The organism is Kitasatospora sp. NPDC059803, assembly GCF_042732255.1.
In the GTDB taxonomy this organism is placed as follows: Bacteria; Actinomycetota; Actinomycetes; order Streptomycetales; family Streptomycetaceae; genus Kitasatospora.
Genome location: NZ_JBHWIJ010000154.1, coordinates 1 through 19,019 on the forward strand (window position 1 = coordinate 1; position 19,019 = coordinate 19,019).

16 protein-coding genes are annotated in these 19,019 nt (G+C 71.7%); 9 read left to right on the forward strand and 7 right to left on the reverse strand.

Features of this window, described 5'->3' with window-relative positions; genetic code table 11:
* The 6 genes from ACFV6I_RS23270 to ACFV6I_RS23295 all read left to right on the forward strand — a co-directional run.
* On the forward strand, nt 1–921 hold a 921-nt coding region (locus ACFV6I_RS23270; RefSeq protein WP_380427399.1), incomplete at its 5' end, for a hypothetical protein.
* Between the two features lie 193 nt (nt 922–1,114).
* Nucleotides 1,115–1,942, forward strand: coding sequence for a phosphotransferase (locus ACFV6I_RS23275; RefSeq protein ID WP_380427401.1), 828 nt, complete (start codon nt 1,115–1,117; stop codon nt 1,940–1,942).
* Nucleotides 1,943–2,129: 187 nt separating this feature from the next.
* Nucleotides 2,130–3,311, forward strand: coding sequence for a hypothetical protein (locus ACFV6I_RS23280; protein ID WP_380427403.1), 1,182 nt, complete (start codon nt 2,130–2,132; stop codon nt 3,309–3,311).
* Between the two features lie 117 nt (nt 3,312–3,428).
* Nucleotides 3,429–4,358 carry an ADP-ribosylglycohydrolase family protein gene (locus ACFV6I_RS23285; protein WP_380427405.1) on the forward strand — a complete coding sequence of 310 codons (930 nt, stop codon included), beginning with the start codon at nt 3,429–3,431 and terminating at the stop codon, nt 4,356–4,358.
* 126 nt (nt 4,359–4,484) lie between these two features.
* Entirely contained in the window at nt 4,485–5,228 is a 744-nt protein-coding gene (locus ACFV6I_RS23290; RefSeq protein WP_380427407.1) for a hypothetical protein, read from the forward strand.
* On the forward strand, nt 5,225–6,532 hold the full coding sequence (locus tag ACFV6I_RS23295) for a nucleotidyl transferase AbiEii/AbiGii toxin family protein (RefSeq protein ID WP_380427409.1): 1,308 nt from the start codon (nt 5,225–5,227) through the stop codon (nt 6,530–6,532). The genes ACFV6I_RS23290 and ACFV6I_RS23295 overlap by 4 nt, the downstream gene beginning before the upstream one ends.
* Nucleotides 6,533–6,659: 127 nt before the next feature.
* Here the strand turns inward: ACFV6I_RS23295 and ACFV6I_RS23300 are convergent, their stop codons facing one another.
* Nucleotides 6,660–7,538: an alpha/beta fold hydrolase gene (locus tag ACFV6I_RS23300; protein ID WP_380427411.1), complete on the reverse strand. Its 879-nt coding sequence runs from the start codon at nt 7,536–7,538 to the stop codon at nt 6,660–6,662.
* 163 nt (nt 7,539–7,701) lie between these two features.
* On the opposite strand from ACFV6I_RS23300, the gene ACFV6I_RS23305 reads away from it, so the two are divergent.
* On the forward strand, nt 7,702–9,783 hold the full coding sequence (locus ACFV6I_RS23305; protein ID WP_380427413.1) for a BTAD domain-containing putative transcriptional regulator: 2,082 nt from the start codon (nt 7,702–7,704) through the stop codon (nt 9,781–9,783).
* Nucleotides 9,784–9,864: 81 nt separating this feature from the next.
* Here ACFV6I_RS23305 and ACFV6I_RS23310 read toward each other — a convergent pair whose 3' ends face one another.
* The gene (locus ACFV6I_RS23310) at nt 9,865–12,003 is read right to left on the reverse strand and encodes a HelD family protein (protein ID WP_380427415.1); all 2,139 of its coding nucleotides are present in this window, start codon (nt 12,001–12,003) and stop codon (nt 9,865–9,867) included.
* Between the two features lie 597 nt (nt 12,004–12,600).
* Between ACFV6I_RS23310 and ACFV6I_RS23315 the strand changes: the two genes are divergently transcribed.
* On the forward strand, nt 12,601–13,173 hold the full coding sequence (locus tag ACFV6I_RS23315; RefSeq protein WP_331744967.1) for a dihydrofolate reductase family protein: 573 nt from the start codon (nt 12,601–12,603) through the stop codon (nt 13,171–13,173).
* 100 nt (nt 13,174–13,273) lie between these two features.
* Here ACFV6I_RS23315 and ACFV6I_RS23320 read toward each other — a convergent pair whose 3' ends face one another.
* The 4 genes from ACFV6I_RS23320 to ACFV6I_RS23335 all read right to left on the reverse strand — a co-directional run bounded on the left by ACFV6I_RS23320 (nt 13,274) and on the right by ACFV6I_RS23335 (nt 17,054).
* Nucleotides 13,274–13,915 (reverse strand): nucleotidyltransferase domain-containing protein, encoded by a 642-nt coding sequence (locus tag ACFV6I_RS23320; RefSeq protein WP_380427417.1) that lies wholly within the window; start codon nt 13,913–13,915, stop codon nt 13,274–13,276.
* A gap of 62 nt (nt 13,916–13,977) precedes the next feature.
* A complete protein-coding gene (locus tag ACFV6I_RS23325) occupies nt 13,978–15,783 on the reverse strand; it encodes an ABC transporter ATP-binding protein (RefSeq protein ID WP_380427419.1) in 1,806 nt (601 codons plus the stop codon).
* A 232-nt stretch (nt 15,784–16,015) separates the two neighbouring features.
* A complete protein-coding gene (locus ACFV6I_RS23330; RefSeq protein WP_380427421.1) occupies nt 16,016–16,243 on the reverse strand; it encodes a hypothetical protein in 228 nt (75 codons plus the stop codon).
* A gap of 403 nt (nt 16,244–16,646) precedes the next feature.
* Nucleotides 16,647–17,054, reverse strand: a complete 408-nt coding sequence (locus tag ACFV6I_RS23335) for a hypothetical protein (protein WP_363378362.1) — start codon at nt 17,052–17,054, stop codon at nt 16,647–16,649.
* 168 nt (nt 17,055–17,222) lie between these two features.
* On the opposite strand from ACFV6I_RS23335, the gene sigJ reads away from it, so the two are divergent.
* A complete protein-coding gene (gene sigJ, locus ACFV6I_RS23340) occupies nt 17,223–18,203 on the forward strand; it encodes an RNA polymerase sigma factor SigJ (RefSeq protein WP_380427423.1) in 981 nt (326 codons plus the stop codon).
* A gap of 243 nt (nt 18,204–18,446) precedes the next feature.
* On the opposite strand, the gene ACFV6I_RS23345 is transcribed toward sigJ, so the two are convergent.
* Nucleotides 18,447–19,019: RNA-guided endonuclease InsQ/TnpB family protein (locus ACFV6I_RS23345; RefSeq protein WP_380427425.1), on the reverse strand; the 573-nt coding region annotated here is incomplete at its 5' end.

Here is a 19,019-nt window from a genome sequence, read left to right on the forward strand (position 1 = left end):
GTCCATCGTAGCGCCCACGTGCGCGATTTCACCGTGCTGCCCAACACCATGCTGCAGTACCGGCGGCTGTCCTACACCGCTCGCGGTCTGCTCGCCGACCTCCTCTCCCGCCCGGACGGCTGGCGCGAGGACGGTCGGCACATGGCCGACACCAGCCCCCAGGGGCGCGGCGCCATCCGCAAGGCGCTCAAGGAACTGACCGAGGCGGGCTTCTACCGGGTCGAGAAGATCCGCATGCCCGACGGCACGATCATCACCGAGACCCACGTCTACGACACCCCACAGCTGATGCCGCCGGGTACCACCCGCCCGGCGCCCGGTGAAGCGACCACCGGCGGCGCTGACGCCCTGGTAAAGAACCCGGCGAAAGAACCCCCCCTCCCCTCCCCGCAGTCCCGAGAGCCCGTCACCACCCCGGGGACGGAAAGGCGGGAAAGGGACTCCGAAAAGGACGCGCCGGACGAACAACTCCGCGACGCGGTCTCCACCCTGTTCCGGGTCATCCGCCCCGAACCGCGCCTGCACCTGGGCGAGGCCGAAGCACGTGAACTCGCACCCCTGGTCGCCCAATGGCTCGAACGCGGCAGCACACCCGCCGACCTCACCCAGGCCCTGCTGCCGGGCCTGCCCACCCCGATGCACTCGGCAACCGCCGTACTCCGCTACCGCCTACAGCACAAGATGCCGCCCGACCAACCCGCCGAACGACCCACAGCAACCCGCTACACCGAGTGCACCAAATGCCACGACCCAGTCCCCCACCCCGGCATCTGCCGCACATGCGCAGGCCTCGGCACACGAACGCTCGCCGTCGGTGGGGGCGAGGCGGCCACCCGCCGCGGTGTGGCCTGCGCCAGGACGGCCCTGCGGGCCGCGACGACCGCCGGCATGAACCTGGGGAGACTGGCCACTGTCGGATAGCCCTTCCCCAGCAGCGAGTTCAGGCGCGCGGCCGCAGCCCAGCGCCGGCCCCAGAACACTTCAAATGAGCGACTCGCAGTTGTTCATACCGTGCCGACGCCACCTGTGAACGTCCACCGTGCGCCGGTACCGTCCTTGTAGCAGCGCGGGCCTGCGGGGCCGGTGTGGCCACGTTTGAGGAGGAGCACACACGATGATGCGGATCTTCACCAAGACGTTCACGGACCCCCACACCCAGCAGCGCTCCCTGGCCCACCACCGCTGGATCGCCCGCGCCAACCCCGACGTACGCATCCCCCGAGTCGTCCACATCCACCCCACCGCGATCGATTTCGAGCACCTCGACGGCCACCACGGCACCCCCGACGACCTGCTGGCCCTGGCCGACCTCCTCGGTCACCAGCACACCACCGCCCACACCCACGACCTGCACGCCGCCCGCCTGAACACACCCCACACCAGCACCGACCACGCCAGCCACGACCACACCAACAACGACGTCGCGACCGCCGACGTCACCATCGCCGACTTCGCCGACAGCCGCCGCGAGCGCCTCCACCGGCTGCTGGCCACCGGCACCGTGCCGGCCCCGCTCCTGACCCCCGACGCGATCGACGACTGGCTGGAGCAGGCCGCCACCATGCCCGCCGCCTTCTACAAGGACGCCAACCCGCGCAACTTCCTCATCACCGACACCACGGTCGCCGTCATCGACTTCGACTCCCTCACCCTCGCCCCCTTCGGCTACGACCTCGCCAAGATCATCGTCACCATCGCCATGACCGCCGGCCCCCTGCCCGAGGACACCATCCGGCGGACCGTAGCCGCCTACAACCGCCATCCTGAGCAACGCGGTCTTCCCGGTTGCTCCTGGCGGGAGTTCGCCGCATGGTGCGAGTTCCACCACATCCTCACCACGCCCCACCACGGCACCAACGGCTACCGGTACAGCTGGCACGCAATCAGGCCGGCCTGGACCACCGACATCCTCCGGAACTCCGACAAGGAGTCCGCACCGTGACGAACAGCAGCATGACGCTCCATTCGGTCTATCAACCGACAATGTGACACATCTGCGTGATGATCCGATTTCAGACGGTGATCGACGCGTTCTCGACAGTCCCACCGATCCGCTCATCGCGCACGGGCCCTTGCCGCCACGCTGTACCCGCCGCCACCCCTACGGGTGCGCGAGATCAGGAGGGGACATGGCGAGGGGCACCGCCCACCAGGTCGAACTGCTACGCGCAGAAGTCGGGACGGCCCTTCAGGCCGGCCTGGAGGAGATCCGCAACCACACCGACAGCCTGCGAGCCGAACTCACCGCGACACTGGCGGCCGGCCTGAGCGAACACCGCGACGAGTTCTTCGAGGCGATCGCCAGAGGGCAGCAGGAAACCAGCCGCGCCCACCAGGACAACCGCAGCCTCCACCGCCAGTTGGGCAACCTGCGCAACGAACTCAGCACTCGGCAGAGCAGCGGTCGTGCCTCCCTGGACGGCGGCCCCGCCGAGGCGCCCCTGGTCGCCATCGACTCCCCCGAGGCCGCGGGCCAGCCGACGGAAGCCGCTCACCCGCCCGGCGGTGATGCCAGCAGCAACTCCCCCGGTACCAACGAACTCCCCGGCGCCGAGCCCCCGGCATCCGAGCAGGCCGCAGAGCACGCCGCAGAGCCGGCCTCCCCCTCCGTGACCGGCGAGGCCGCGGAATCCGACAGCGAGGAGACAACCGTGTCCGAGACCACCCCTGCCGACGACGCGCCGACCGCCCCGCACGTCCTCACCAAGGACCAGCTCAGCCAGATCGCCGCCGAGGTCGCCGCCCAGGTGGCCGCCCAACTCGCAGACCTGTACCGTCCCTCCGGCCCCACGGAGCAGGACACGAAGGTCGATCTGGAGAACACGGAAGCAGTCGCGCCGAACCAAGCCGTCATCGACGACCTCCCGAGCGGCCGCGCCGACGACGTGTCCGGTCTCATCCCGGAGCCCTTCCTCTGGGAGAACCACGTCAACACCCTTCTCAAGGCCGCAGCCGTGAAGACCGTCGCGATCTCCTGCCACCCCGAGACCTGGGACTTCCTGGCCGCCCAGGCCGAGGGCGCCGACCACTTCTCGAAGCCGGTCAACGACGGCAACGAGGACACGATCCTGTCCGGCCCCAGCACCATCGCCCTCCTCAACGCGCTCCGGGAAACCGCCTACAGCGGAGTCGGCGGCGGCATCGGCACCAGCATCGGAACGTGGGCCCTCGCCGTCACCAGCTACGAGCGCATCGCCGCCGTCATCAACAGCACCCGGCCCGCCGACGAGCAGGCCGGCACCGACCGCCTGCACCAGCCGCACATCGTCCTCGACGACCGCAGCACCAACAACTCGCCCGCCACCAACTGACCCACCGACACAGACATCAAGTCACGGGCTCACCGGGATCAACAACTGCACGAACGACGGAACGTCCCCAACCGCCTGCCCGCCGCCTGGCACCGGCCGCACCGATAGCCTGCACCAATGAAGCGGATTCAGCGGGCTGCCGGCGCGGTTGTCGGCTCGGCTGTGGGTGACGCGCTTGGAGCCCCTTTTGAGTTCGGTCCCCAAGGAGCGTTCTCTGCGCGGTTCCCCGTCCCCGGTGCCGGTGCCGAGATGTGCGGAGGTGGCGGCTGGGATCCGGGCGAGGCCACGGACGACACGCAGATGGCCGTGCTGGTGGCGGAGTCACTGGTGCAGCGGGGCGGGCTGGACCTGTCGGACATCTTCGGCCGCTTCCAGCGGTGGGCGGCATCCGAACCCAAGGACATCGGCTTGCAGACCGAGGACGTCCTCACCAACGGCATGCCCTGGGATCTGGCCGCCGCGATCCACTTCCAGGTCAACCTGCGGGCAGCAGGTAATGGCTCGTTGATGCGGGCATCGACATCCGCGGTCCACTTCGCACGTGCGGGACAGGCCGCCACCATGGATGCCGCTCGGCGCATCGCCGCCCTCACCCACGGCGACCGCGCCGCCTGGGAAGGCACCGCGATCTTCCACGAACTCATACGCGTCACGCTGGAGGACAACGACGCCCTCCGCGCGCTCCCTGACGTTCTGGCGCTCATCCATCCCGATCACCGCCCGCGATACGCGACGGTCCTCGATCCCGGCTGGCACCCGGACCAGGCAACCGAGTTCAACGGCGCCGTCTGGCCCTGCCTGGGGTCGGCGGTCTGGGCTCTGCGCACCACGACGAGCTTCGAGGGCGCGCTGCGCGCGGCCGTCGACCTGGGCGGCGACACGGACACCGTCGCCGCGGTCACCGGCGGGCTTGCGGGTGCCCGTTACGGACTGGACGCGATCCCCTCCCGATGGACCGAGCCGCTGCACATCCCGCTACCGGGTTCCGGCGGACGGGTCCTGCAACTGCCCGATCTCCTTGACCTGGTGGACGGCCTCGGGGGCTGACCTCGCCCGAGAACTCGCGGCGCGCCACCGACCGGTATGACGACAGGACCGCGACCGGTCCAGCGAAAGCTCGCTGCGCGCCCGGGCGCGCGAGGCGTTGTCACAGGGGCTTGGCAGGATGCTCCCATGCTCGCCATCCGTCCTGACCAACACCGTGACGACCGGTCCGGTCCTCCCGATCTCCGGGGTGACTTCGAGGTGCACCTGACCGTGGCGCCCGGCGCCGCCGAGGCGCTGGCCGGGTGGGCCGACGGTCATGGCCTGAAGTTCACCCACATCCTGCTGGCACGCGGTGCGGCGCCCTCGCAGCCGATGCTCACCCTGCGCGCCAACGGCTCGTTGGACGAGGTCGCTGCGGCGACGTCCCGCACCACGGGCCGGCTGGTTCGGGCCGGCTTCACTGTCCTGCGGACGAAGATCGAGGCCACGCCATGGGCGGAGGGCGTTCCGGTCTCGGACGAGGATGCCGTGCCGCACGGGGAGCGCCGGTACTTCGAACACCACGTCAAGCTGCTGCTTCCGGACCCGCTTCCCACGGCCGACCTCGCCGAGCTGGCCGTCCGCCACGGCGCGCACCTGTCGCACAACCCCCGCCGAATACGCGACGACGGCCGGCGCGAGTGGTTCGTGACCCAGCGGTGCCGCCTGGTCGGCCTGAGCACCGCGGGCCACCGCCTGGACGCGCTGCTCCGAGGCCTTGCCGCCGACGGTCGCGAGGTGGTGTCGGTGGAACGCGAGTTCGTCGCCGTGGACAGCGACGAGGCCCTGGACGACGGATGGATCAGCGAGCACGAGCACGAGCAGAACCACGAACGCGAACAGAAGCACGAGCAAGAGCAAGAGCAAGAGGGAGAGGGAGACCCGCGATGACCGAGGACCAGCCCCAGTCGCCAGTGGCGTGGGAGGAACTGCAATACGGGCCGTGGCAGGGCGTCCTGCTTCCCCGGCAGCCACCGCCGGAGGACGTCCGCGAGGATCGGGGCCTGCCCAGGAGCGTCCGGCCGATCGACGACGAGGCGGTGAGCCAGCAGCCGGTCTTCGACCCCGCCCTCGCCGGGTACGCCCGGGCCCTGCGGCCCAGTGAACCCGCCTTCACCGACCCGCAGCTCGCCCAACGGTGGCTCGCCGCGCGGCGCGAGGCGCTGAACACCGTGCTGTCCGCCGTCGCCGGCTCGCAGTGGTCCGAGCACCTGGTCCTGCGCGGGAGCGTCCTGCTGCGGGCCTGGTACGGCGAGCAGGCGCGGGAGCCGGGGGACTTGGACTTCGTGGTCCGCCCGACGGATTGGCAGCTGGAGGACGAGCGCACGGACCGCATGTTCGAGGAGCTTGCCGCCGACGCCGAACGGCGCTCGGGTACGGTGCGGCTGCACGCGGACCAGGCGGTCAGCGACGAGATCTGGACGTACAGCCGGATTCCCGGGCGCCGGCTCGTCCTGCCGTGGTCGGCACCCGGCGTCCCGGGCGGGACCGTCCAGTTGGACTTCGTCTTCACCGAACACCTGCCCGTCCCCCCGGAGTCCTACCAGCTCCCCGGCGTCACGGGCCGGTTGTTCGCCGCCACGCCACAGCTCTCCCTCGCGTGGAAGATCCTCTGGCTGGCCTCGGACGACCACCCCCAGGGCAAGGACCTCTACGACGCGATCCTGCTCTCGCGCACCGACGGGGTGCCCTACGACCTGCTGCGGCAGGTCTTCACCCAGTCCGACGAGACCTGGTCGCGCTGCCCGCTCCTCCCGGAGCAGATCTCCGGGCTCTACGTCGACTGGGACGAATTCGCCAAGGACTACCCGCAGTTCACCGGACCCGTGGAGGAGTACCCGGCGCAGCTGCTCGCCGGGCTCCACGCGACCTTCGCCGACCACGGCGAGTACGCACTGCGCGCCCAGTGGCTGGCCCCGCTGATCGAGGAACTTCGGGAGGTGCTCGCGCGCGAGGGCATGGACGAGGTCCAACTACGGATGTCCCGGCAGTACACGGCCGCGGACAACTCCCTGGTGATCACCCGCGAACTGCTGCGCGGCGACCTCGGCGGCACCCTCGAAGACGCCCGCCGCACGGTCGCCGCCCACCTCGGCGACGAACCCGACCGGAAGACCCGCAAGCTGGCGGAGGCCGCCACCCGCTACGCCGCCGAGCTCGCCGACGAGCCCCCGGCGGACGGCACCCACACCTGATACCGACCCGGGCGGGTACCCGACACGGGAAGAGGTTCCCGACCACCGAGAAAGCCCAAGGCTCGCCGACCGACCGACCGTGGCCCGGTCGGTCGGTCAGTCAGTCGGCGAGCCGGGAAGGGGAGGTTCAGCGGGCCAGCAGCTCCCGGATCGCCTCCGCGATCTCATTGGGAGCCTCCTCGGCCATGAAGTGCCCCGCCCGGGTCAGCCGGTGGTCGAGGTCCGGCGCCCACGCCTTCCACACCGCGGCCGCGTCGTAGCCCAGCTGCGCGCCCCAGTCCTGCTGGACGACCGTCACGGGCATGGCCAGCTGCGACCCCGCGTCCAGGTCCGCTCGGTCGTGCGTGACGTCGATGCCCGCCGAGGCCCGGTAGTCCGCGACGATCGACGTCACCGCCGCCGCGCTCGCCCGCAGGTATTCGGCACGGACATCCTCGGGAACGGCGGTCGCGTCGTTGGCCCAGGAGTCGAGGAACGAGCCGAAGAACGCGTCCGCGCTGTTGGCGATCATCGTCTCCGGCAGGCCCGGCGGCTGCGCCATCAGGAAGAGGTGGTAGCCGACCGCCGCCGGAGCGCCGTGCAGGACGTTCCACATGTCGAGGGTCGGCACGACGTCGAGGATGCCCAGGTGCGTCACGGTCTCAGGGTGGTCCAGCCCCGCCCGGAAGGCGACCAGGGCGCCCCGGTCGTGGCCGACGAGGGCGAAGCGCTCGTGGCCGAGGGCGGCTGCCAAGGTCACGACGTCGGCAGCCATGGTGCGCTTGGCGTACACCTCGGGGTCGGTGGCCGCCGGCTTGTCGCTGGCGCCGTAGCCCCGCAGGTCGGGGCAGATCACCGTGTGTTCGTCGGCGAGCCGCTGGGCAACGTGGTGCCACATCAGGTGGGTCTGGGGGAAACCGTGCAACAGCACGACCGGGCTCCCGCTGCCGCCGACGGCGGCAGCCAGCTCCACCCCGTCCGCACCGGGCAGGCGGACGGGGTCGAAGCCGGGAATGGTGAGCGTCATGAAGGGCCATCCTTGTCGGTCGGGGGCTGACCGGGCCAGCCTGGGCGACGGCGATCAGCAACGGATCAGTACCGGCCGCCAGCACAGACCGGTCACTACGGGCCGATCAGCAACCGATCAGTACGGTCAAGCGCAGCCGACCCCCGGCACGGAGGATGGGGGCATGCGAATCGACGTGCTCGGTGCCGTGCGAGCCCTCCGCGACGACGGCAGCCCGATCGACCTGGGCGGCCCCCGCCATCGTGAGGTGCTCGCCCGGCTCGTCGCCGCCGAGGGGCGGATGGTCACCACCGACACCCTCGTCGACGACCTGTGGACCGATCCACCGGCCCGCGCCGTGGGCGCTCTGCGTACGTTCGTCGCCGCGCTGCGCCGCGCCCTCGAACCCGACCGGCCGCCCCGCGATGCGCCGCGCGTCATCGTCACCGAAGGGCCCGGCTACGCGCTGCGCCTGCCGCGTGAGGACGTGGACGCCCACCGCTTCCAGGACACCCTGGCCCGCGCCCGCCGCCGCCCTAACACAGTGACCGGACCCGACACGGTGCCCAACCCCGACACGGTGACCGACCTCGCCAGGGCGGCCGACCTCAGCGCGGCACTCAAGGACTGGCGCGGCCCCGCATACGCCGACGTGACCGGCGCCGCATGGGCGCAACGCGAGCGGACCCGGCTGGAGGAACTGCGGCTGGAGGCGGTGGAACTGCGCGCCCGCCTCCTCCTCGACTCCGGTGACTCCGGTGACTCCTATGACTCCGGTGACTCCGGTGACTCCGGTGACTCCGGTGACTCCGGTGAAGGGGCCGGTCTCGTCGCCGAACTGGGCGCCCACGTCGCCGAACACCCGTGGCGCGAGCCGGCCTGGGGGCTGCTGGCCCGCGCGCTGTACCGCGCGGGCCGCCAGGCCGACGCGCTGGCCACCCTCCGCCGCGCCCGCGCGATGCTCGTCGATCAACTCGGACTCGACCCTGGCGCCGAACTCCGGCGTCTGGAGACGGACATCCTCAACGGGGCCGCGACCCTCGAAGGCGCCCGTACCGGGTGGCGCGGCCCGGGCGTCCGGCTCGGCCCGCGCACCACCGTGGATCTGGCCCGCACCCTCGCACTGGCGGGTGGCGACGCCCTCGTCCACTCGCGACGCGACCGCCTCGCCGCCATTCAGGCGGCGGAACGCACGGGAGACCTCTCCCTGACCGCCCGGATCATCGGCGCCTACGACGTGCCCGCCATCTGGAGCCGGGCCGACGACCCCGAGCAGTCCCGCGCGGTCGTCGCGGCTGCCGAGCGCACGCTCACCGCGCTCGGCACCGGCAGCACCGGCAGCACCGGCAACCCCGACGGCCCCGCCGACCTGTCGGCCCGCCTCCTGGCCACGGTCGCCGTCGAGAGCCGCAGCGCCGACCTGTCCGCGGCCGAGCTGGGGCGCGCGCGGCAGGCGGCACAACAGGCGGAGGCGCTGGCACGGGGCCTGGCCGATCCCGCCCTGCTGGTCTTCGCCCTCAACGGGGTGTTCCTGCAGTCCTTCACCCGCCCCGGGCTCGCGGCGGTACGCGACGGGATCGGCGCCGAGATCCTCGATCTGGCCGCCCGGCACGAGCTGCCGAACTTCGCCGTACTCGGCCGACTCGTCCGCCTCCAGTCCGCCTCGGCCCTCGGCGACCTCGACGCCGCGGCCTCGCACGCCGAGGCCGCCGAGCGGCTCGCCGCCACCACCGAGGCGCCCCTCGTCCCCGTCCTCACCGGGTGGTTCCGGGCCCGGGCCACGGCCTCCCGCAGCACCGAACCGGGCGGGCCGACCGCCGCCACGGCCGCAGCGCACTACCGGGCCGCCGAGAACGCCCTCCAGCGGGCCGGAATGCCGGGGCTGCACCGCGGCCTGTTCGCGCTCGCGCTCCTCGGGCTGCGCCTGCTGCACGACCGGCCCGCGCCCACCGACCCGCACCTCGACTGGGGCCCGTACCGGCCTTGGGCGCGCCCCCTCGTGCTGCTGGCCCAGGAGCGGGTCGAGGAGGCCCGTACCGCGCTCGCCGCGGTGCCCGAACCGGCGCGTGACCACATGCAGGAGGCCATGTGGTGCCTGACCGCCCGCGCCGCCGTACGCCTCGGCGAGCCCGGAATCGCCGCACGCGCCGGGGCTTCCCTGCGCGGTGCCCGTGCGGAACATGCCGGCGCCGCCAGTGGAATGCTGACGCTGGGCCCGGTAGCGCGGTACCTGGTGGAGGCGGAGGCATGCGCCGGAGCGGGGTAGGCGGTGCCGCCCGGGTACCCGGCGCCCCCGGCCGGCACCTCACCGTCTACCGGGCCGAACCCTCCCCCTCCCCTGGCCGGCCTACCCCGCGGTCCTGATCACGCACAGGCGGCGGGTGGCACGGGTGAGGGCGACGTACAGGTCGCGTTCGCCGGCCGGGCGGGCGGCGGTGATCTGGTCGGGGTCGACGACGAGGACGGCGTCGAACTCCAGGCCGCGCGCCTCGGAGGCGGGGACGAGGCGGACGTGTCCGGGCAGGCCGGCGGCCTCCAGCTCCGGCAGGCGGGCGTCTGCGCAGACCACGGCGAGGAGGTCGCCGGGGTGGGCGGCCGTCTGGGCGCGCAGTTCGGCCAGGACGGCGGCGGCGAGGCCGTGGGCCGGGGTGGTGAGGGTGCGCGGGGGTTCGCCGTGGCGGATGGCGCGGGCGCGGGCCTGGCCGGGGGCGATGCGGGCGAGCAGGTCGGTGGTGGCGGCGAGGATCTCCTGCGTGGTGCGGTAGCTGACGGTCAGGGTGTGCAGGTCGAAGCGGCTCCCGGTGTGCGGGTGGAGGGCCTCGTGCCAGTCGCGGGCCTGGGCGGCGGGGCCGGCCTGGGCGAAGTCGCCGACGACGGTCATCGAGCGGGTGGGGCAGCGGCGCAGCACGGCGCGCCACTGCATCGCGGTGAGTTCCTGGGCCTCGTCGACGACGACGTGGCCCCAACTGCGCTGCGGGGGGCCGTCGAGCAGGGCGGCGGCCTCGTCCAGCAGCGGAAGGTCGGCGTCGGTCCACGGGGCGTCGGGGGCGCGCAGCAGGCGGGCGCGCTGGTCGTCGGAGAGGTGGGGCAGGTGGGCGGCGAGGGCGGCGGGGTCGGTGAGCAGGGCGCGGACGGCGTCGTGCGGGGTGAGGGTAGGCCAGTGGGTGTCGAGGACGCGGTCGAGGTGCGGGTCGTCCAGCAGGGCCGCGCGAACGGCCTCGGCGTCGAAGGTGCCGTCGGTTCCCGCGGTGCCGCCAGCACCCGCGGCATCGTCGCTACCCACGGCCTCGTGGGCACGTGAGCCGTCGAGACCGAGCCGGCGCAGGTCGGCGGCGGCGACGCGGTCGAGGTTGAGGCCGGTGAGCTGGGCGACCTCGGCGTCGAGCTGGTCGAGGGTGTCGGCGGTGTCGCGTTCGAGGGCGCGGGTGAGGGCGTCGGCCAGCAGGTCCTTGAACAGGCTCCGGGCGCGGTTGTGGGCGAGGCCGTCGGCGGTGGCGGCGCGGGCGGCGGCGGCGAGGTCGGACTGCGGCAGGTGCACCTCCTCCTGGCCGACCCGTATGGCCAGGCCGTCCGCCGCCGGGGCCTGGTGGGCGCGGACCACGGCGGCCAGGGCGTCGGCGAGGGCGGGGTCACCCTTGAGGCGGGCGGTCTGCGGCTCCTCGGGCGCCGCCGGGCCGGGGGTGGCGGGGGCGAGGTCGGCGCAGGTCGCCAGGGCGACGTCGTTCTCGCCGAGCGAGGGCAGCACCTGACAGATGTAGTCCAGGAAGCGGGCGTTGGGGCCCAGCACGAGGACGCCGCGTTCGGCGGCGCGCGGGAAGGCGTACAGCACGTACGCGGCGCGGTGCAGGGCCACCACCGTCTTTCCGGTGCCGGGGCCGCCCTGCACCACCGTCACCCCCCGGTGGCGGGAGCGGACGATCGCGTCCTGCTCGGCCTGGAGGGTGGCGACCGCGGCGCCCATGCGTCCGGTGCGCCGGGCCGACAGGGCCTCCAGCAGCGGGCCGTCGCCGATCACGTCCTCGCGGGTGGGGTCGGAGCCGTCCAGCAGTTCGTCGCTGACGGCGGCGACGGTGCGGCCGTCCAGACGCAGGTGGCGCCGGCGCCGCAGGCCCATCGGGTGGACGGGCGTGGCCTCGTAGAAGGGCCTGGCGGCCTCGGCCCGCCAGTCCACCAGCAGCGGCAGTTCGTCCGCCTCGGTGTGCAGGCCCAGGCGCCCGATCCGCAGCGCGGTGCCGTCGGCGGTGTCGAGGCGGCCGAACACCAGCCCGTGGCCGGCGCCTTCCAGGCGGCGCACCTCCCCGGCCCACCGCGCGGCCGCCACGTCCCGCTCGTACACGGCCCCGGCGCCGTCGGCGGGCGCGGCGAGGGTACAGGCCAGTTCGGCGCGCGCCTGCTCCAGGCGCCGGTCGTACTCGGCGCACACGGCCCCCACCTGCACGTTTTCCGCCTGCACCTGGCACTCGGCACGGTCATCGCTGTACGGCACGACGGGCCTCCTCTCGGGTTCGGGCCGTCACTATGCGGGGGCGGGCGGGGGAAAGTAAAAGTTGACGAACGCGCCGCCGTTGCGCCCTCGGCGCCTCACTTCCCCAACTCTCAACCCACACACCACATCTGACGTAACGTCAAACAGTCACGCACGGGTGGCCGCTGAGCACGTCGGGGCCGCAGGGTGAGCGGCCGGCGACGGCGTACGACGGAACCGGCACGCCATAGGCCGCCCCTATAGCGCCTAGCGACGCGCGAGCAGTGGGCGCGCCTGGACGCGGGGCCGGGCCAGGACACCACCGCTCCCCCGCTGGGGCGCGACGGCCAACCCGACGACATCGCCGACGCGGTGCTGTTCCTCCTGTCCGGCCGGGCGAGTTGGCCGGCTGGTTGGCTGGCTGACGGGGAGCAATCTCGTCGTGGACGGCGGCGAATTCCCCAGGGGCTGACGGCAACGCACCGCGGCCCCGGCTGGTGGCCTGGTTCGACCGGCCCGGCTACCTTGATCACATCGGCGGCCGGCAGCAGGGCATCCGATGCCGACCAGGTCGGCAGACCCGGAAGAATCCAGATCCGAGACACCGAGGAACCAGAGATGCGCACCCTGATCAGCACCGCCTTCATCTCGCTCGACGGCGTTGTGGAAGGCCCGGGCGGGGAGCCCGGCTACCGGAACTCCGGCTGGACCTTCAAGGACATCGAGTTCCTTCCCGAGGCCTTCGAGATCAAGGGGCGGGAGCAGCAGGAGGCCACCGCGATGCTGCTGGGCCGGGTCAGCTACGAGGCCTTCAGCTCGGTGTGGCCCGACATGGCGGACTTCGCCGACTACAAGGTGATGCCGAAGTACGTCGTCTCCACCACCCTCACCGAGGACGACCTGGTGTCGAACTGGGGCGAGACCACGATCCTGCGCTCACTCGACGAGGTTGCCGCGCTGAAGCGGACCGAGGGCGGCCCGATCATCGTGCACGGCAGTGCGACCCTGAACCAGGCCCTCTCCGACGCCGGTCTGGTCGACCGCTACCACCTGCTCGTCTTCCCGCTCCTGCTCGGCGCGGGCAAGCGCCTGTTCAGCACCACCGACAAGGACACCCAGAAGCTGACGCTCGTCGAGCACGAGGTCTACCCCAACGGTCTGCAGAAGCAGGTCTTCGACGTCGTCCGCTGACGTTCCCCGCAGACCCGGAAAGCCCCCGCGCCGACCACTGCGCGGCGCCGGCCCCGCCGCAGGGGCCACGTCCCGCCGTTGCGAGCCGCCGGCGCGGGGGCTACAGGTCCGCGAGCCAGGGATGCCCGGGGTGGACGCAGGCGAGCAGCTCGGCCAGGGTCTCGCGCTGCGCCGGGGTCATCAGCGGGACGGTCGTGTCGAAGTCCGCCTGGTCCTTCCGGCGGAGGTGCTTGGCCTTGAACAGCAGGACCAGCTCGGGCGCCAGGTACGGGATGCCATCTGCCGTGTGGCGGATGATCTCGCTGTAGGGAAAGCGGATCCTCTCATCGCGCCGGCAGATCCAGACGTCCCGGTCGTGCGGCTCGCGGAACACATCGAGCAGGTAGTCACCGGTGGCCGGATCGCGCAGCCAGGTCTGATGGGTGGCGGCCAGCACCCCCGGTGCGGCGTCCTCCCAGATCCGGCCGCTGCCCACCGCGTCGAAGACGTACCCGGGGAAGCGGCTGCGGACCTCGGGAAAGCTCGCGGCCGGAATCGCGATCTCGATGTCCCCGTGCGCACGCACCTGCCCGCCCCGGAAGAGGTCCAGCGCCCACCCCGCGGCCACACACCACGGCGTGCCGACCCCCGCCAACCGCCGCGCGACCTCCTCCGGCGTCCAGCACGACGACCACCTGTCGTCGAGGGCCGCGACCTCGTCGGCCGACAGCTCGATCCCACCGCCGGGCAGTTGCTCACTCACGCCAGGAATCTACCAACAGCCCTGCAGCGCCGTGGCCGAGATCGGTTCGCCCGGGCGACGACTCAGGGGACGGCCTCCACGGACTCGCCCGGCGGGTGGTGCAACCGGTGCAGGCCCGCGTAGACGGAGCTGCGGAGGAGGAGCTCGGTGTGGGTGCCGTGGGCGACGATCCGGCCCTGGTCGAGCAGGACGATCTGGTCGGCGTCGCGAACGGTCAGCAGGTTGTGCGAAATGATGATCGTCGTGCGATCGGCCATGAGCAGGCGCAGCGGGCCCATGATCCGTTGGCTCGACTCCGCGTCCAGGGCCGTGGTGGGCTCGTCGAGGATGAGGACGGGGGCGTCCCGGACCATCGCGCGGGCGATCGCGAGGCGCTGGCGCTGGCCGCCGGAGAGCAGGCGACCGCGCTGGCCGACCAGGGTGTCGTAGCCGTCCGGGAGCCGGGTGATGAACTCGTGGGCGTCCGCCGCCCGGGCCGCCGCCAGGATCTCGGCCTCACTCGCCTCGGGGCGCCCGTAGGCGATGTTCTCCCGGACGGTGCCGTGGAAGACCAGGGTCTCCTGGAGCACCACCGCGACGTTCTCGCGCAGGTCGGTGAGGGCGAGGTCGCGCAGGTCGAGGCCGTCGAGCCGTACCGCGCCGTCGTCCGGGTCGTAGAAGCGCAGCAGCAACTTGGCGACGGTGGACTTGCCCGCGCCGCTGGCGCCGACCAGGGCCAGCGTCGCCCCCGGTGCCACCTCGAAGGACACCCCCGACAGCGCGGGCGCCTCCACCTCCGGGTAACGGAAGGTGACGTCGTCGAACTCGATGCCGCCCCGGGCGCGACCGAGCGACCGGGGGGTGACGGGATCGGTCACCTGTGGACGCTGGTCGAGCAGTTCGATGATCCGCTCGGCGGCGGCGGAGGCCGCGTAGAAGGTGTTGCCGAGTCCGGACATGCTCTGGATCGGGCCGTAGAGCCTGCTCAGCAGGGTGAGGAAGACGATGAGGCCACCGAAGGTGAGCCGGCCGTGCACGAGTTCCCAGGCCCCGAGGCCCATGACCACCAGGCCGCCGAGCAGTTCGACGAAGTCGACCGCCGGCCCGTAGAGCGCTCCGATCCTGGTCGAGGCCATCGCCGCGTGGTACCGGCCGATGCTCTCGCGCTGGAATCGGGCGTGCTCCCAGCCCTGGCGGTTGTACGCCTGGACGAGCGCGATGTTGCCGAGCGTCTCCTCGGCGACCGCGCTGATCGAGCCGCTGCGCTGGCGGCGTTCGCGCGAGGCCGCCCGGATCAACTTGGCGAAGCGGCGGGCGGTGAGGAAGAACAGCGGCGCGGCGACCAACGCGACCAGGGTCAGCTCCCAGCGCAGCACCAGCAGCAGGCCGACGTAGATGCCGAGCCGCGCCACCTGGCCGAGCGCGTTGACGATGCCGGAGAGCAGGAAGGTCTCGACCGCGTCCACGTCGCCGGTCACCCGGGACAGCACGTCGCCGAGCCGCCGGCGCTCGAAGAAGCCCAGTGACAGGCCCTGGATGTGCCGGAACACGTCCGACCGCAGGATGAGCAGGAAGCGTTCGCTGACCCAGGTGGAGATCACCCGGCGGGCGAAGCCCAGTACTCCGGAGAGCAGGGTCAGCCCCACATAGGCGAGGGCGATCGGCAGGAACAGGTCCAGCCGGTGCGGAATGAGCATGTCGTCGATGACGATCTTGAACAGCCAGATCTCCATCGCCTCGATCGCCGGGCCCACCGCGACCAGGGCCAGCAGCACCACCAGCCATCGGCGGCCGCCCTTGGTGTAGGGCCAGAACCGCCGGAAGATCGCCTGGAGCGGGACCGGCGGTGCCGCGGCGACCACATCGGAGGTCTCGGCGACCGTGAGCAAGCGTCGCAGAGCCGACCGAAGCCTGTGTTTCCTCGTCATCTCACGGTCTTCTCGCTCGTCCCCGAGCCCAGATCACTCCCGGATTGAGAGGAACTCCCGATCAAAGAGGCCCTGCTCCGGGAATGGAAGATCTCCACACGCACGGCCGGCGCGGGCCCGCACGGGGTCACTCCCGGCCGACACGGCAAAGCCGGGCACACGTGCCCGGCCCGCTCTCACAGGGAAGCGATCCTTACCACCGGCCTCCGCCGTAGCCTCCGTAGCCGCCGCGGTCGCCTCCGTAGCCGCCGTAGCCGCCACGGTCGCCACCGAAGTCGCCGCCGAAGTCGTCATAGCCGCCGTAGCCGCCGTAGCCGCCACGGTCGCCACCGAAGTCGCCGCCGTAGTCGCCACCGCGACCACCGCCGCCCCAGTCGTCACGGAACCGCCCGAAGGACTGGAACTGTCCGAGGAATGACATGATCAACCTTCTTTCGAAGTCCCCCTCGGTCCATCGTCATCCTCACCTCCGCAATGCACAAGCATCGATTGTGCAAAATGTGAAAATTTGATGACTTTTCCGGATTGTCCAACTCGACGGGCGCCCGCTTCGATTTCCCGGTCAAGAATCCCCCAAGAAACCGTGTGTGACGAGCCGCCACCAGTCTGCGGATTTCAGAGTGACCCATTGCTCCCGAGCAATCATTCACCTCAGGTAGTAGCCATTCAGCTACGGCCGATCATCCAGTCGTGGCGGCAGCGGGTCGCTGACGGTACGGCTCGGGGATCTGCCCGTCGACCGGCACGGCATGGCGGGCGCGACGCTGCGAGGTATGGCTCGTGGGCGAGAACGGCCGGATAGGGCCCCCGAGGCTCGGCGGGCGTCACGGGGTGCGTCGCAGCGGGTCGGCACCAGAGGCGCCGGGCAACGCCTGTCGCAACGCCAGCACGCTCAGGCTGAACATCAGGACGCCCAGGGGGACGTGGAACGCCGGCTTGTGCGCGACGCCGAGGACCACCTGCACCGAGGCGAGTGCGAGGAAGCACGCCGCGTACAGGATGGGGCGGGGAGACCCGCCGCCCGGCCGCCATGCCAGGATCGCGGCGAGCACGTACAACATCGACGCGCCGTACATCACGCGCGCTCCGACGCTGTGCAGCACCTCGCCGTGGGCCGAGGACAACAGCAGTCCGGCGGTGACCGCCTGGAAGAGGATCGCCAAGGTCTGCACGGCGATCGCGACGCGCAGGAACGTGATTCCGCCCGGTGCTGTCGTCGTCTGTACGGCCATGATGTGGTCCCGTCTCTTCTGCCTCGCGGCGGCGGATCGGTAGGGTCTCGGCAGTCCGACGACGCAGGCCCGTGAAATGTGAGGTGCGGTGCCGACCTCACAGTCCGGCGCCGGGTTTCGTCGAAGGGGCGAGAGCAGAAGCGGACGACGAAGAACCAGGGAGCGACCATGAGCACCCCATCCGAGTCAGCGCACGACCGGTCCGAGCCGGACCTGAGCACGATCGTCGGCGAGCGGCGCCAGCTCATCAATCTCGCCTACCGGCTCCTCGGTTCGCTGTCCGAGGCCGAGGACGCCGTACAGGAGACCTACACCCGCTGGTACGCGATGTCGCGGGAGCAGCAGGCGGCCGTCGCGTCACCCGGCGCATGGCTGACGACGGTGGCCAGTCGCGTCTGCCTGGACGTGCTCGGCTCGGCGCGGGTCCGGCGCGAACGCTACGTCGGTACCTGGATACCCGAACCGCTGCCCGACCGTTCGGAGTGGATCGGCGGGCTGGCGGGCACCGGCAGGTCCGAGCCGGCCGACCCCGCCGATCGGATCACCTTGGACGAGTCGGTGAGCATGGCCTTCCTCGTCGTACTGGAGTCGATGACGCCGGCCGAACGCGTCGCGTTCGTCCTGCACGACGTCTTCCGCTACCCCTTCGCCGAGGTCGCCGAGATCGTCGACCGGACGCCCGCGGCGTGCCGGCAGCTGGCGTCCTCGGGCCGTCGCCGCATCCGCGCCGCACGGCCTCCGGCAGCTCCACCGGCTCCGGCGGCCGCGCAGGCTTCACCGGCCGCCCAGGCCGTTCTGGTACGGCACTTCAAGGACGCCTGGGAGTCCAAGGACATCGAGGCCCTCATCACCCTCCTCGACCCCGACGCCACGATGACCGCCGACGGCGGCGGCCTGGTCGGCGCTGTCCTGCGCCCGCTCGAAGGCAGCAGGAACATCGCCCAGTACCTGATCCACATCGCCGGCAAAGCCCCCGGCCTGACACTCCTGGAACGGACGGTCAACGGCCGCCCCGGCCTGGTCGCCCAGCACACCGGCGTCACCGTGACCGTCGCCGCGTTCGAGACCAGCGGCGATCACGTCACCCGCATCTGGGCCGTCCGCAACCCGGAAAAGCTCCGCGCATGGACCGGGAGCGAACAGACCTGACCCGACACACCGCGGCAGGGCACCTCAGTCGACGCAGCGTCAAATCACCTTCCCCACGCGAACTTTCGGGCGGCCGGAACCGCTCTCCGTCACCACCCGGGTCCGCGACGAGGCCTCCTCCGGGAGCACCGGGGTGGGCTATGGTCGGTCCCATGCTGACGGAGTGGGCCTGGATAGCAGCCAAGCTGTTGACATCCTCCCTGCCCTAAAAGACGGGGATTCCTAGCTCACTTCGCCTGGCCGTCAGCGACGGGCAGGGCTTACAAGATCAGCACTAGCCGGGTCGAGACCAGCCCGGACGAGCATCACCCGAGCGGAGTTCTTGTCCCTGGGAGAGGAGACTCCGCACGCGGTGCACGTATACGTTCTCTCGGAAAGAGGAAGCCGGTGCTTGGCTCTCGCACCGCAGTGCGCGCAGTCCATGGTGGTGTGCGCAGGGTCGACCAGGTGCACGGACCTGCCGTGCTTGCGGCCCATCTCGATCAGGGCGCGCTTGGTCGCCCCGATCGCGGCGTCGGCGGCCTTCCTGGCCATGGTGGTCCTGGCGAGGAACTTCGGCCGGAAGTCCTCGACGGCTATCGCGTCGTGGTCGCGGACGACCTGCTTGGCCCACTTGCGGCCGGTGTCCTGCCGCTGCCGGGCCACCTTCCTGGAGACCTTCGCGGCCTGCCGCCGGGCCTCGCGGTAGCCCTTCGTCTGCGCCTTCCCCTTCGGGGCCCGGCGGCGCGCCATCTGCCGCTGGTACTTCGCCAGACGCTGGGCGGCCGTCCTGCCGTGCTCCGCGTGCGGGAGGTCATGCGCGTCGGACGTGGTGGT